The following is a 13,555-nucleotide window of genomic DNA, read 5'->3' as shown; positions in this document are numbered from 1 at the left end:
TCACCCATTCGAGGTAATCGCCCAGCTCAGAAGACGTCCGAGGGCACGTACGCCCCCCAGATCTCCCGCAGGGCGTTGCACACCTCGCCGACCGTCGCCCGGGCCCGCAGCGCGTCCTTCATCGGGTAGAGGACGTTGTCCTCGCCCTCGGCGGCCTTCTTCAGAGCCGCCAGCGCCGCGTCGACCGCCTCCTGGTCGCGCTCCGCGCGGAGCTTGGCGAGGCGTTCGGCCTGCTGGGCCTCGATGGCCGGGTCGACGCGCAGGGGCTCGTACGGCTCCTCCTCGTCGAGCTGGAACCGGTTGACGCCGACGACCACGCGCTCGCCGGAGTCGGTCTCCTGGGCGATGCGGTACGCGGAGCGCTCGATCTCGCTCTTCTGGAAGCCGTGCTCGATGGCGTTGACCGCGCCGCCGAGATCCTCGACCTTCCGCATCAGGTCCAGCGCCGCGCTCTCGACGTCGTCGGTCATCTTCTCGACGACGTAGGAGCCGGCGAACGGGTCGACGGTCGCCGTCACGTCGGTCTCGTAGGCGAGGACCTGCTGGGTGCGCAGGGCGAGGCGCGCCGACTTGTCGGTGGGCAGCGCGATGGCCTCGTCGAAGGAGTTGGTGTGCAGCGACTGGGTGCCGCCGAGGACGGCGGCGAGGCCCTGCACGGCGACGCGGACCAGGTTGACCTCGGGCTGCTGGGCGGTCAGCTGCACGCCGGCGGTCTGGGTGTGGAAGCGCAGCATCAGCGACTTGGGGTTCTTGGCGCCGAACTCCTCCCTCATCACCCGCGCCCAGATCCGGCGGGCCGCGCGGAACTTGGCGACCTCCTCCAGGATCGTCGTACGGGCCACGAAGAAGAACGACAGGCGGGGCGCGAAGTCGTCCACGTCCATACCGGCCGCGACCGCCGTACGCACGTACTCGACGCCGTCCGCCAGCGTGAACGCGATCTCCTGCGCCGGCGAGGCACCCGCCTCGGCCATGTGATAGCCGGAGATCGAGATCGTGTTCCACTTCGGGATCTCGGCCCGGCAGTACTTGAAGATGTCCGCGATCAGCCGCAGCGACGGCTTGGGCGGGAAGATGTACGTCCCCCGCGCGATGTACTCCTTCAGCACGTCGTTCTGGATCGTGCCGGTCAGCCGGTCCGCACTCACCCCCTGCTCCTCGGCCACCAGTTGGTAGAGCAGGAGCAGCAGCGCGGCGGGGGCGTTGATCGTCATCGACGTCGAGACCTTGTCCAGCGGAATGCCGCCGAACAGCACCCGCATGTCGTCGACCGAGTCGATCGCCACACCGACCTTGCCGACCTCGCCACTCGCGATCGGCGCGTCGGAGTCATGGCCCATCTGGGTGGGCAGGTCGAAGGCCACCGACAGACCCATGGTGCCGTTGGCGATCAGCTGCTTGTAACGGGCGTTGGACTCGGTGGCCGTGCCGAAACCGGCGTACTGGCGCATCGTCCAGGGACGGCCGGTGTACATCGACGGGTACACGCCCCGGGTGAAGGGGTACTTCCCCGGCTCGCCCAGCCGCTCGGCCGGGTCCCAGTCCGCCTGGGCGTCGGGCCCGTAGACCGGTTCGATGGGCAGTCCGCTCTCGGTGGACCGAGCACTGCCCGACTCGCGCGCCATGGTGTGTCGCCTCCCGCTGAGCACTTGTTCGAACTGATCGGACCACCGACTCCTACTCAAAGCGGTCCCGGTCACAACAATGCCGCTCCGTTCAGGCGGCGTCATCCGCGGGGAACATCTCAGGGGACATCCGTGCGGAGCCGTGGGACGACGGGGGGCCGTGATGCGTGAGGCGAGCATGGGGAACGCGGGGAGGGCGGTCGCCCTCGCCCTGGGGGCCGCGCTGGTGGCGACCGGCTGCACTGTGCAGGGCACGGGCCCGGACGGCAAGCGGCACTCGCCGGTGCGCATAGACGTCACCGGCGCCCCGCCGAAGCACACGCCGGCCGAGGACCGGCCGTCGAGCGGTCCGCGGTCGGGTGAACCGCGTACGGACGGACCGGGTACGGACGAGCCACGTTCGGACGAGCCACGTTCGGACGAGCCACGTTCCGACCCCGACCCGCTCCCGGCCCGGGTGCTGTGGACGCGCGGCGACTCCGGCCGGGACGTGCGCGAACTCCAGGCCCGGCTGCGTCAGGTCGAGTGGCTGGTCGACGGGCCCACCGGGACGTACGACGACCTGACCGAGCGCGCGGTGAGCGGCTTCCAGGGCAAGCGCGGGCTGCCGAGGACGGGCAGGACGGACACCGTGACCTGGCAGCGGCTGCTGGACATGACGCGCGAGCCCGGCAAGTGGGACCTGTACCTGATGGGCGGGCAGCCGGCCGCCGCGCCCGACCCCCGCTGCACGACCGGCCGGGTGCTGTGCGTCAGCAAGTCGAGCCGGACGTTGCGCTGGATGGTCGACGGGCGGACCCTCTCGACGATGGCGGTGCGCTTCGGCTCGCAGCGCACACCGACCCGCGAGGGCGTCTTCAAGGTGTACTGGAAGTCCCGCGAGCACTGGTCGACGCTCTACGACACGGCCATGCCCTACGCGCTGTTCTTCAGCGGGGGCCAGGCCGTGCACTACTCGTACGACTTCGCGGCCCGCGGCTACGCGGGTGCCTCGCACGGCTGCGTCAACGTACGGGACGAAGCGGCGATCAAGGATCTGTTCGCGCAGGTGAGGAACGGCGACAAGGTCGTCGTGTACCGGTGAGGCGCGGGGCGGGGTGAATGGGGCGCGGGCGGGACCGGGGGAACGTGTCCCGCCCGCGCCAGGTGCACGAGCCGTAGGTACGGGGGGAACCCCGGCTCGGTGCGGAAGCCGATGACCAGTCGGCTCACTCATTACTGCGCCCGGGTGGCCGAAAGTGTCACACCCGTGGGGCACGCATCCCTGGCGTCGGTGAAAGCGCAGGTCAGGGAGCGGAAGGCGGACGGAGCGTGCCGCTGGTGAGGGCGGAGGGCGTCGGGGCCGGACGGAGCGGGGCGGCGGTCGTCGTCGTCCTCGTCCTTGCCGTCGTCGCCGTCGTCGCCCTTCTTTCCGCCTTTCTCCTTGCCTGTCTCCTTGCCTTTGCCCTTGCCGTCCTTGTTGCCCTTACCGTCTTTGTCGTTCTTGCTGTTCTTGTCGCTCTTGTCGCGCCGGTCGGTCCTGTCGTCGCCGTCGCCGTCACCCATCCGGAGTTCGCCGTCCCGGCCGTCGGCTCCGGTGACGGCGAGGAGGTGCTTGCAGTACTTCCCGACCCGCGACGAGCCGCCGGCCGCCTCCTTCAGGGCGCGCCGGTGGGCGCCGTCGACGTCCTTGCCGGCCCGCACCTTGCGGCACACCGCGACGAGGCCGGAACGCCGGCCGTCGCCACCGCCGGTCCCCCGGTCGTCCGAGTCCCGGCGCTCCGGGGTCCGGTTCGCGGCGGTGCCGCCGTCGCCCGGGGTGTCCGCGCCGGGCGCGCCCGAGGGGGTGCCGTCGGGCACCGCCCCGCCCTGCGCGCCGTCCATCGGGGAGGGCGAGAGGAACGGACGGTCGGGGGACACGGCGGCCGAGGCGCTGGCGGCGGGTTCCGGTTGGGTGGGGTCGAACGGCGTGGGCAGCACTCCGGTTCCGGCCGCCACGGCGACCCCGCCGATCATGCCGACGGTCAGCGTGGCGACCAGGCCGAGCCGCAGGGGCCGGCTCCAGCGGGGGCGCCGGGGGCTGTCGCCGCGCGGGCCGATCCGTACCAGACCGGCGTCGGAGGGCCGGGTCGCGGTGCCGGTCCCGAGCGTGCCCGGCACCCCCGCGGAGAGGTCGGTCCGTTCGGCGTAGGCCTTGCGGAAAGCGGCCAACGCCGCGGCCTCGCCGGGGAGTTCGTCGCCGGTCAGCGGGGGTGGGGTGGAGAGCGCGCCCAGGGCCAGGGCGAGTCGTTCGGCGCGGTCGCGGGCCGGTGGGCGGACAGCGTCCGGTGACTCTCCGCGCAGCAAGAGCTCCGCTGTTTCGCGGTCCAGCCACTTGTCCTGCTCGTCGGCCATCACATGTCCTTCTGCGTCCGCGCACGCGTATGCGTCACACTGGCGGACGTCACCGCACGACCGCGCGGTTCTCGCTGCGGTGGCAGGGCGTCGAGCCCGCCGCCGGATTCCGGATCGCAGGAGAGCAGTTCGGCCAGCCGCTTCAGGCCGCGGTGCGCGGCGGTGCGGACGGCTCCGGGCCGCTTGCCGAGCGTCTCGGCGGCGCTCTTGGCGTCGAGGCCCACCACCACGCGCAGGACGACGGCCTCGGCCTGGTCCTGGGGCAGCCGGGCGATGAGCGAGAGGGTGCTGTCGGTGGCCAGGGCCTCCATGGCCTCGCCCGCGGTGTCGGACTCGGCGGGCCTGCCGGCCAGCTCCGTCTCGTCACCGCCGATCGCGGGCCGGCGACCGCGCATCCGGATGTGGTCCAGGGCCCGGTTGCGGGCGATCCGGGCGGCCCAGCCGCGGAACCGGTCGGCGTCCCCGTCGAACCGCTCCAGGTCGCGGGCGATCTGCAGCCAGGCCTCGGACGCCACGTCCTCGGCGTCGTGATCGCCGACGAGCGTCCTCACGTACCCGAGCAGCCGCGGATGCACGGCGCGGTACACAGTCCGGAACGCGCTCTCGCTCCCGTCCTGTGCCGCACGCAGCGCGGCGGTCAACTCCGCGTCGTCCCCCAGCACCGAGAAGCCTTTCTGCGCCTAAACCGGCGCCGCTCTCGCGGACGTGGTCCTCGCCGTCGTGGTTTCGCAATTGATGGTCGCGGTGGTCTCCCGCAACCCCGTCGCGGGAGCGAGCCCCCCGCTGGTCGGCGCGAATGGCACGTTACGTCTTGAAACCGCCACTCGTCCATGTCCCGGTCGCATTGCCGTACAAGATGCAACTAACCCGTGACGCGGTGAGGTGTGACAGAAAACGCACTCCCGGCGCTGAAGGGAGTACGGGCCGCCGCGCGGCCCGTGCCGCGCGACGGCCGGGGCCTCTCCTGTGGGGGGTGGCGGCCCCGGCCGTTGCCACGGCGCACCGGCTCTGGACCGGGACGATCCGCGACACCGGCGCCGGCGGGAACCTGAAAGCGTAGGACCTCGTGATCACCAGGCCGACGCCACAATGATCACGAGGTCTGCGCCTGCTTCGCACCCTGGCTCGCGCAGAGCAAGCACGGGCGCCATGAGCCGCCTCGCGGGATCGTTGGATCCTACGAGGCGATGATCCTGTCCGGCTCGGGGAGCGAAGTGGGGGGCTGATCGCCATACCAGGCGTACTCGAGACCGGACATCAGTCCCGAATCGGTCCACAGAATAATTTCGCCGACCAACTCGCCCTCCTCGTCGTCGACCGTGGCAGTTACTGGGACGACTCCCGTCGAGACAGCAGCGCGAGGAGCATCACCCACGACCCTCAGGTCGACACTCACAGAATCCGGCCCCCACAGTGCCACGACTCGAACCTGATCGAGTTGATCACCGAGCTCCGTCGATCCCGGAAAGTCCACCTGTAGAATCCGCTCCACCACTGCCCGCTCCCGTGAGGTCAGGGGCCTCGGTTGAATGGGCACACTCATCGGTCAGCCTCCGGGGAATTTATCGGGAATGAATGCTGTCCCGATCTTCGGAATGCCATTGACGACAGCCCCTCGGATCGTAACGTTCTCGCCGTCAATCACTCGACTGACTATAAACCGACCCGCCTCGGGAAGGTCGGCTACATCTCCCAGACTATCCACGATGCGTCGCATTGCTTGCTCCCGGCCACCGGACCTGGCGACAAGATCGGCAAACCCATGCTTCTCAGGGTCGATGACGTGCTCCAGCTTCTGGGGCGTATTCGCCGATTTATAGGTCTCGTCCAGTACCTTCTGGCAAATTCCGCCGGAGTTATGCACCAGTACCGGCGTCCTGCCCGCCAGTACATAGTAGGTGTGGAGGTCGCTGACGGTGAGGTTGTAGGTCCGAGCTCGCTGATTGAACGACCGGTTGGCTTTGACGGTGACCGTACTGCCGTCGGGGCCTCGCAAGGTCATCTTCTTACGGAGGTCCGCGGCCTCGACCCACGCTCGTTCCGACGGCGACCAGAAGGGGTGCTCGTAAGTGGCGGTCAAACGCTCCTCGCCCCGGCGGGTGACCAGAGTGAGTTCATTGAAGTGCTTGTCGTCGTCGGTGACTATCTGGCGTGTCACCTTGCGGGCAGCGGTCTGCGAGGTGACCGGGTTGGTGGCGAGTACGGCGTCACCCGGTTGGACGTTCTCGATGTTCTTGTGTGAACGGTCGCCCATCAGGACTTTGGTGCCGGCCGGGAAGCACTGGGTGCAACCGAGCTTCAGCAGCTTCAGTTTGTCGTAGGCCTTCTCGAGGGCTTTGAGTTTGGCTCCGATGAGGACGTCGGTGGCGAGGTCGTCGCAGTTCTCGAAGTTGGTGTCCTGTATGCATGTCAACAGGCTGCCGACACCGGTGAGTTCCGCTGTACCGTCCCAGAGTTGTTTCATGGCGACGCCGAATTCATCGCCGTGGGCGACCATTTCGCAGTAGATCGCGCTGTGCTGGCACCAGCGGGCGAACTCGACTGGGTCACAGGGGACGTAGGCGCTTTGACAACGGTACCTCTCGCGGGCGCGAGCGCCACCGTCGTTAATGGCCTCCTCCTTGGCCTTTACGGCGGCCTTGCGTTGCGCTTCGAGTTCCTCCTTTCTCTTGGCCACGGCGGTTTCGAAGGCCTCTCCGGCGGCCTTCAGTGCGGCTGCGGCGTCCTTGCCGGCCTCGATCGCCGAGCGTCGGGCCTGTTCGGCGGAGTACCAGGCGCTGGCGGCATCGACCTGGGCCGATTCCGCGGAAAGGGTGGCGTCGGTCGCGGACCTGGCCGCGTCCTTCGCGGCGACATTGGCGGTGTTCGCGGCGCTGCGGGCCTTCTGCGCGGATGCGGCGGCGTCGGCGGCGGATGCGGCAGCGTCCTTGGCGAACGCGGCCGCTTGGTCGGCGTAGCCCTGGGCCTTGGTGGCAGCTGCATTCGCCTTCGCTGCCCAGTCGTTGGCCTCGGACGCAGCGTCACGGGCGATGGCGGCGACCTTCTGCGCGGTTGCCGCATTCTCCTGGGCGGTGGCCGCGACCTTGGCCGCATCCGCGATCATCTTCTGGATCTGGGCGACGTGGGTGGCCGCGAGATCGTCCTTGCGTTTGGCCTGGTACTGGCCGGAGACGATGAAGGCGTGAAGCATCTGAGGCGTGCCTTCAAGGGCGATCCTGGCCGCCGACTTCACCTCCGGGCCGCCGCTGTCGACCAGTTGCGCGGCCTTGACCCGTTCGTCCTGGGTTCGCGCGGTGGGCTGGGTGGCGATCAGGAACTTGCTGTACTCCTTGAGGTTTCCGGTTGCCAGCGCCTTGCGGCCGGCTTCGGCGAGGACCGGGCCGGCACTGTCGATCACCTGCGCGATCTCAACACGCATGTTCTGTTCGGCGACCTGGTACTGGCCGTTGTTGATGAACTCGGTGATCGTGGCCGCGTCGCCGTCCAGGGCCGTCTCAGCGGCGGCGCGGATGTCCGGGTCCTCGTTCTCCTCGGCGAGGCGCTCGACGTAGGAGCGGTCATCCTGCTCGCTGGCGGTCCGCCAGCCGGTGCGGAGGTAGTCGACGACGACCTCGTCGGTCCCCGCCAGTGCGGCCTCGGCAGCGGCGCGCTTCCAGGCCGTGTCGTGCTTCATCACCGTCACGGCCAGCTTGCGGCCCTGGACAGCGACGGCTGCGAGGTCGGCCCCAGGCGCGTCGGCCGCAGTCACCAGCCGGCCCCGTTCGGTATCCCGGTCCTTGGCCTCCTGCTCCTGGGCGGCCTGCCCGGCCAGACGCTCGTCGTACGCTGCCTTCTCGTCCTTGGCCCGGGCGATACCCCCGTTGGTGCGGCCGAGGAGTTCCTCGGCCTCCACCTCCCGGGCGAGGGCGTAGACCTTCTGGGCCTGTTCGACCGCAGCGGTGGACGCGTTCGCCGCCGTGGTGGCCGCATTGGCGTGTTCCGTGGACTTGGTCGCGGCCGTGGCTGCGTCACCGGCATGCTCGGCCGCGTCCTTGGCTGCCGTGGCGGCGTTACGTGCGTGTGTCGCCGCTGATCTGGCAGCGTCCCGGGCGTCCCGGGCGGCCTTGGCTGCCTTGCGGGCCAGGGCCTCGGCGGCCGACGCGGCACGGTTGGCCTCCGCGGCATGCCGCTTGGCGGCTGCCGCAGCGGCTCGCGCCCGGACAGCAGCCGCGCTGGACTCGCCGGCGTAACTTCCGGCCTCGACAGCCGCGTTGGCGGCGATCACCGCGTTGGCACCCGCACCCGCGGCCGAGGACGCCGCGTCCCCTGCCGCGTCGGCCGCTATCGCGGCGTCGTCGGCGGCATCGGCGGCCTCGTCCGCGCCCTTGGCCGCACTGTTGGCATGATCCGCAGCCGTACGCGCGGCATCGGCGTTACGTGCGTCTACCGCCGCGTCGGCGGCAGCACCCCGAGCACGCGCCGCCGCCCGGGAGGCACCGGCCGCGGCCGCGGCTGCCTGGGAAGCTGCGTTCGCGGCGACACGCGCCGAGTTGTTGGCCGCACGCGACGCGTTGATCGCTACCTTCGCGGAGTCAGCCGCCTGCGAGGCCGCCTTCGCGGCACGGTCCGCAGCACGCGCGGCCTTGGCCGTGTCGTCCTTGGCCGCCCCTGCCTCGGCCTTGGCCCGCAGTGCCGCCTCCTTGGCGAGCTGCGCGGCCTTGACCGCCTTGGCCGACTCTGCCTTGGCCGACGCCGTCTCATTCGCAGCCTGTCGGCCCGCTTCTTTCGCCTGCGCGGCAAGTTGCGCGACCGTGGCGTGTTCCTGGTCCTTGGCTCGCGCCACGAACTGGCCGACCTCCAGGAACTCCCGGATGTCCGCGGCACTGCCGTGCAGTGCCAGTCGGCCCGCCGCCCTGACGTTCTCACCACCCACACTGATGATCTGGACGAGTTGCACGCGCTCGTCCTGCTCACGCCGGTCGTACTGTCCCTCGTTGAGGAACTTCCGCACATCATCCGGTGTGCCGTTGAGCGCGGCCCGCCCGGCCTCCTGCACCTCGGGTCCACCCGCATCGATGACCCGAGCCACCCGGACTCGCTGATCCTGCTCCATGGGCGCTGCCCAGCCCCACAGGAGGAATTCCTGCAAGTCGCCTCTGTCACCGGCCAGTGCCGTCCGTGCGGCCGTCAGCAGCTCCGGGCCGCCGACACTGGCCATCTGCGCTGCAGTTACACGCTCGTCCTGAAAGGACAAGTCGTCGACCGTCGAGAGGAACTCCTGAACATCGGCGTCACTGCCGGTCAGTGCCGCCTCGGCGACCGCCCGGACTCCGGGGCCACCCTCCTTCCAGTAGTCGACGATCCGCCCTCGGTCGCTCGGTGTCACCTCGGCTGCGGTCGTCGACCGCACTACCTCGAGATCGGCCGCAGTGGCAGGATTCACCCCGATAAGCCCGATTAGCAGGGACAGGAGTAGAGTGAACAGGATTGGTATCGTCGGCCGAGTCGACCGCGCCGCCCTGCCCGTATACGGATGTGCGTGGAAACCTACCAAGCCACGCCTGAATCTTTGTCTCAAAACAAATGCAACCTTCCCTGCTCCGGCCAACTTCCGTGCCAGTCGCCGAGTTTCGGCCGCGCTGAGCATATGCAATTTCCGGAATGCACGGCCGATGCACTCGTCAGCGTGTGATAAGTTGCGTTCAGCTTGAGGGCGGCGATGACTGACGGAATGGAAACTCGCGCACCTGATATACGGCCCTATTTGCGTGCCGAGCAAGTTCTGGCGTAAACACTTGATCGCAAAGTAAAATTTCCGCGTTGCGCCGCAGCCGCCATCTCATTTGAGCTCACAGGTGAGGCGCAGTCGACGGCGCTCAGTCCTGCTCGACGGAGGCGGAGAGGTCGCTCTCCCGCCCCTCCGGGCATTGGGGCGGGAGAGCGTGCGTGCAGATTCGAAGCCAGCCGGGTCGAGGGAATGCGCCGGACCCGTTGCGCCGTCGAGGCCCACCGTGCCCCCAGAGATCGTCGCACAGTGGGAGAACATCCATGGCCGCGTCCGACTTCGTCGCGCTGGGGTTGTCGGCCCCGGCCGTTGCCTTGGCTGCCGGACGGCGCCGCCCTCACCGGTCCGTGGTCGCGTCCCGGCACAGCAGCCGGAGCGAACCGTCACCGGCGAAGCAGCGACGGGCCTCGTCGACCGGGTCCCACAGCCGGCCGTCGGGGGTGCGGACCCAGTGGTCGCCCCCGGTCGCCCACCACTCGCCGCCGGACTCCCGCGCGATCACCTCACCGGCGTAGGCTCCCAGGCCGCGCAGCGCGGTCTCCACGGCGGCGTACGGGGCTCCCTCGCGGCGGATGCCGTCGATCACGCGGTCGACGCGCCACAGGCTCTGCGCCGAGTAGTCGAGGCGCAGCCGGGCGCCCTCGCGCATCGTGGCCACCGCGTCCGCCGCCCACCGCACCGGCTTCGCGGCGGCCGACGGCCGGTTCTCCTGCTGGGTCGTCAATCCGCTGGTCACAGTCGTCATATGGGCTAGAGCGCCGCCGGGCGGAGTTTCGTCACAGGCTCGCGGGGGCCGTTCCGCAACCGGCGCAGGACCGCCCCACCTCCGCCACGTCCACCGCACCGCCGCCGCGCGTTCGCCGCACGACCGTCACAGGCGGGCGTCCCGCCCGCGGGCCCGGCGGGACACCACGGCGCGCAGGACCCGGCGCCCCTCCGTGGAGACCTCGAGGGCGGGGCGCAGCCCGGCCGGGCCGTGTGCGGCGAGCAGGTCCAGGACGGTGACCTGGCGGCGCAGCTCGCCCGCGACGAGCGGTGCCGGCCCGTTCGTGTCCGCCGCCGGGTCCAGGAGCCGGTGGACGCGCAGTGCGGCGGCGGAACAGGCGTCGGCCCAGGTCCGCAGCGCCGGGCCGGAGCACGCGTCCGGCGCGTCGGCCAGCATCACGCGGGCCAGCAGCACGGCCTCGTCCTCGCCCTCACCACCGGTGCCCGCGAGCTTGTCGCGCACCTGCGCCAACTCCCCCGCCCAGTCGGGCCCGGCCTCGTCGCCGGTGTCGTCGGCGAGGGTGGCCCACAGGGGTCTGAGGACCTCGTCGTCGCCGTCGAGGAGCGGCAGACAGCGGTCCAAACAAGCCAGTCCGCTCGCGGCGAGTCCGCGTGCGTCGGCCCGCGCGATCAGTTCCACCAGGCTCATCGGTTGCCTCCCTGTTCCCGCCGATTCGCCCCGCTCACCACCACGGAGCCCGCACTGACCCTTACAGCGTGCGACGACCCGGGAGTGTCACAGCGGGACGACGCCCAGCCGGTCGAGGAACCGGAAGAAGAGTTTTTCGGCCACCGGGCCGGAGTCGTCGCCCCCGGCGTCCGCACCGGCGGCCGGTTCCGCCGCGAGCACCTCCGCCAAGTCCACGGCGCTCGCGGTGCGCCCCGCCTCGGCGGCCCAGGCGACGGCGCGTTCGGCGGCGTCCCGGGGCTCCAGGAAGTAGTCCTCCAGCGTGAGCCCGTCCCGTTCGGCGCCGAGGTACCCGGCCATCGCGGACCGCGCCAGACAGGTCGTCCACGCCCCGCTCTCGGGCGCCGCGGCCTCCACGACCACGCAGTCGCTGTCCATGACGTACCCGAACAGGGCGGGCGCGCCGGTCTGTCCGGCCAGGTCGTTCATGTTGCCGACGTCTCCGTCGCCGCCCGGGAACTCCCACACCTGCCAGCCGTCCGGCGCGGACTGACGCAGCGCCATGTCCGAGGCGCCGGCCAGCGCGTCCAGTTCGGCCAGCGGCCGCGCGCCGCGGCCCACGACGAAATAGCCCCAGTACCCCATGTCCCGGTTCCCCCCGGTCTCGGTTCGGCTGCCCAAAGACCACCACAGCCGTACGGGAGTTCGCAGCCGGATAGGACAATCTCGTATCAGTCGAGCCGGTTCGCCAGCGACCTGAAGTCGGCCCAGGACAGCTCGGGCTCGCCGGGGTCCCACAGCTTCTGGACCGTCGCCGCCAGCGGCAGCCTGATGCCCTCGGCGACCTGCGCCTGCGTCTGCGCGCTCGGGATGTCGCCCCAGACCGCGAAGCTGCCGCCGAGTATCTGGTCGTCGTACTTGGCGTCGACGGGCGTGGTGCCGCGTATGACGAGCGGGGTCCACTGCTCGTAGATGCGCTCGCCGGTCGGATAGACGAAGGTCTGCGGCTCGCCGAGCACGTAGTAGAGGAACTCGTCGTTGTAGTTGATCACCTCGCGGCCCTCACGCAGGTACTCGGTGGGCGGCCGGGCGCCGATCTCCTTGCCGGTCCAGTAGGCGACCTTGATGTCCTTCGACGGTTCGACGGACGTGTCCTTGAAGAAGCCGTCGTTCCAGGCGCGCGGGACGCGGTCGTGGGCCTGCACCGTCTTGGCGCGGTCGTTGAGCCAGCCGGTGGTGAGGTCGGCGACGGTGCCGCCGGAGCCGTAGGCCTCGCGGGCGGCGGCGGCGAGCGTCGGGTAGGACGCCTCGGGGTCGGGGACCACGAGCGCCTGGTACTCGTCGGCGCCCAGGTGGAACTGGGAGCCGGGGAAGAGGTCGGCGTACTCGTTCAGCAGGTCGTCGACGATCTCGGCGGACTCGGGCTTGGAGATGTCGATCGCGCCGCGCGTCGGCGTGCCCTGCGCGTTGCGCAGCTGCAGGTCGGGGTGGGCGGCGAGCACGGCGCCCAGGTGGCCGGGCGAGTCGATCTCGGGGACGACGGTGATGTGGCGCGAGGCGGCGAGATCGATGATCTCCTTCATCTCCGCCTTGGTCAGGTGGTCGTCCGAGACGATCTCGGGGTGCGAGTCGGACTCGATGCGGAAGGCCTGGTCGTCGGAGAAGTGCAGGCCCAGTTCGTTGAACTTGAGGTCGCCCAGCTCGCGTATCCGGTCCTTGATCCAGTCGGCGTCGTAGTGCTTGCGCGCGATGTCGAGCGAGAAGCCGCGCTTCGGCTTGGCGGGCTCGTCCTTCACCACGCCCTCCGGCGCGGTGCCGCCGCCGTCCACGGCCTGCTTCAGGGTGCGGGTGCCGTAGTAGACACCGACCTCGGCCGGCCCGCTGACGGTGACCCGGCCGTCGCGCACGGTCATGGTGTACGACTCGGGGTTCGCGCCCTTGTCGGCCTTGACGTCGAGGAGCACGTCCCCGGCGCGTTCGTCGTCCTTCTCCCCCGCGTACGTCAGCCCGAGGTCACCGGCGATCTGCCGTCCCTCGTCGGCGAGGGCGGCGTCGGCGACGACGACGCGGTGCTCCTTCTCCGGCTGCCAGCCGGGGCCGCGGGCCGCGGTGTGCTCGCGTACGGCGGGTATGGTGCGCGGTTCCTCGGACAGCGGGTAGGAACGGCTCGGGCTGGGCTGGGCGGCCCCCGCGGGGGACCGCGCGGCCTGGCCTCCGGGCCCGCCGTCACCGTCTCCGTCGGTGGCCCACAGGCCGACTCCCACACCGAGCGAGGCGACCACCGCACCGGCGATCACGGCCCGCTGCCTCACCTTGTTCGCCGGTATCCGGCGTCCGTGCTCGCTCACAGCGCCAACCTAAGCGCGCTGCTGCCGCAATGCGTCCACCACATGTTCTGAA

General features: G+C 70.3%; 9 protein-coding genes. 1 reads left to right on the top strand and 8 read right to left on the bottom strand.

Going from position 1 to position 13,555, the window contains the following annotated elements:
- Positions 1-26 precede the first annotated feature (26 nt).
- Positions 27-1,625: a methylmalonyl-CoA mutase gene (locus tag ACFC1X_RS10400; RefSeq protein ID WP_376350787.1), complete on the bottom strand. Its 1,599-nt coding sequence runs from the start codon at positions 1,623-1,625 to the stop codon at positions 27-29.
- A 163-nt stretch (positions 1,626-1,788) separates the two neighbouring features.
- Here ACFC1X_RS10400 and ACFC1X_RS10395 point away from each other — a divergent pair, with 163 nt between their 5' ends.
- On the top strand, positions 1,789-2,709 hold the full coding sequence (locus ACFC1X_RS10395; RefSeq protein ID WP_376350785.1) for a L,D-transpeptidase family protein: 921 nt from the start codon (positions 1,789-1,791) through the stop codon (positions 2,707-2,709).
- Positions 2,710-2,840: 131 nt separating this feature from the next.
- Here the strand turns inward: ACFC1X_RS10395 and ACFC1X_RS10390 are convergent, their stop codons facing one another.
- The 7 genes from ACFC1X_RS10390 to ACFC1X_RS10360 all read right to left on the bottom strand — a co-directional run bounded on the left by ACFC1X_RS10390 (position 2,841) and on the right by ACFC1X_RS10360 (position 13,452).
- Positions 2,841-3,998, bottom strand: coding sequence for a hypothetical protein (locus tag ACFC1X_RS10390; RefSeq protein ID WP_376350783.1), 1,158 nt, complete (start codon positions 3,996-3,998; stop codon positions 2,841-2,843).
- Positions 3,998-4,660 carry an RNA polymerase sigma factor gene (locus ACFC1X_RS10385; RefSeq protein ID WP_161331541.1) on the bottom strand — a complete coding sequence of 221 codons (663 nt, stop codon included), beginning with the start codon at positions 4,658-4,660 and terminating at the stop codon, positions 3,998-4,000. The genes ACFC1X_RS10390 and ACFC1X_RS10385 overlap by 1 nt, the downstream gene beginning before the upstream one ends.
- Positions 4,661-5,544: 884 nt before the next feature.
- Positions 5,545-9,363, bottom strand: coding sequence for a polymorphic toxin-type HINT domain-containing protein (locus ACFC1X_RS10380; RefSeq protein ID WP_376350779.1), 3,819 nt, complete (start codon positions 9,361-9,363; stop codon positions 5,545-5,547).
- A 736-nt stretch (positions 9,364-10,099) separates the two neighbouring features.
- Positions 10,100-10,507, bottom strand: a complete 408-nt coding sequence (locus tag ACFC1X_RS10375) for a hypothetical protein (protein WP_376350777.1) — start codon at positions 10,505-10,507, stop codon at positions 10,100-10,102.
- Positions 10,508-10,633: 126 nt separating this feature from the next.
- Entirely contained in the window at positions 10,634-11,176 is a 543-nt protein-coding gene (locus ACFC1X_RS10370) for a hypothetical protein (protein ID WP_376350774.1), read from the bottom strand.
- A gap of 87 nt (positions 11,177-11,263) precedes the next feature.
- On the bottom strand, positions 11,264-11,800 hold the full coding sequence (locus tag ACFC1X_RS10365) for a hypothetical protein (protein ID WP_161331538.1): 537 nt from the start codon (positions 11,798-11,800) through the stop codon (positions 11,264-11,266).
- 86 nt (positions 11,801-11,886) lie between these two features.
- Positions 11,887-13,452: a glycoside hydrolase family 20 protein gene (locus ACFC1X_RS10360; RefSeq protein WP_376351038.1), complete on the bottom strand. Its 1,566-nt coding sequence runs from the start codon at positions 13,450-13,452 to the stop codon at positions 11,887-11,889.
- Positions 13,453-13,555: the final 103 nt, after the last annotated feature.

Origin of the sequence: Streptomyces sp. NPDC056128 (genome assembly GCF_042263835.1) — a bacterium.
Classification (GTDB): Bacteria; Actinomycetota; Actinomycetes; order Streptomycetales; family Streptomycetaceae; genus Streptomyces.
This window is presented reverse-complemented; position numbering and strand designations above follow the sequence as displayed.

Excerpts from the sequence above, each read along its gene's own strand:
- ACFC1X_RS10400 (WP_376350787.1), bottom strand. The coding sequence starts at position 1,625 with ATGGCGCGCGAGTCGGGCAGTGCTCGGTCCACCGAGAGCGGACTGCCC.
- ACFC1X_RS10395 (WP_376350785.1), top strand. The coding sequence starts at position 1,789 with ATGCGTGAGGCGAGCATGGGGAACGCGGGGAGGGCGGTCGCCCTCGCC.
- ACFC1X_RS10390 (WP_376350783.1), bottom strand. The coding sequence starts at position 3,998 with ATGGCCGACGAGCAGGACAAGTGGCTGGACCGCGAAACAGCGGAGCTC.
- ACFC1X_RS10375 (WP_376350777.1), bottom strand. The coding sequence starts at position 10,507 with ATGACGACTGTGACCAGCGGATTGACGACCCAGCAGGAGAACCGGCCG.
- ACFC1X_RS10370 (WP_376350774.1), bottom strand. The coding sequence starts at position 11,176 with ATGAGCCTGGTGGAACTGATCGCGCGGGCCGACGCACGCGGACTCGCC.
- ACFC1X_RS10365 (WP_161331538.1), bottom strand. The coding sequence starts at position 11,800 with ATGGGGTACTGGGGCTATTTCGTCGTGGGCCGCGGCGCGCGGCCGCTG.